This is a genomic window from Intrasporangium chromatireducens Q5-1 (genome assembly GCF_000576575.1).
Classification (GTDB): domain Bacteria; phylum Actinomycetota; class Actinomycetes; order Actinomycetales; family Dermatophilaceae; genus Intrasporangium_A; species Intrasporangium_A chromatireducens.
On record NZ_AWQS01000590.1, the window covers coordinates 1 to 482 of the forward strand.

At 73.9% G+C, this 482-nt stretch carries 1 pseudogene; it reads right to left on the reverse strand.

Annotation, left to right across the window (positions count from 1 at the left end):
* Positions 1–482 (reverse strand): annotated as a pseudogene (locus N864_RS25370) (hypothetical protein); the annotation flags it as partial.

Genomic DNA, 482 nt, shown 5'->3' on the forward strand with positions numbered 1-482 from the left:
GAACGGCTCCGGCGCGGGTGCGGCGCTGTCGTGGCTGTCGTCGCTGTCGTCACGGGCGGCCGCCGGCTGGGTCTCTGTGGCCTGCTGGGCCTTCGCGACGTGGTCGTGCTCGTCGTCGTCGATCCCTTCGGTGTCCTCGAGCTGTTCGGCGTCGTGATGCTCGTGCGGGTCGGCTCGGTCACCTGTGTGGTCACTGTCGGGCGAGCAGGCGACCTCGGTGCCGGCCGGGTCGGCGACCTGGGTGCCGGTCGGGTCGGCGTTCTGCGGCGCGGGCTCGGTCACCTCGTCGCGGGGGTCCGCGACGGCGTCGTGCTCGTCACCGCCGTGCGTGTCGTCGGTGTCGGCTGGGCCGTGCCGGTGATTCGTGTCGGTGGTGTCGTCGGGGTCGGGGGTCAGCAGGTGGCGGATCCAGGCGGCGGGGACGGGCCCGTAGCCGGGGATGTGGGCGGGGGTGTCCTCGCCGTTGAAGAGGGCGCGGTCGG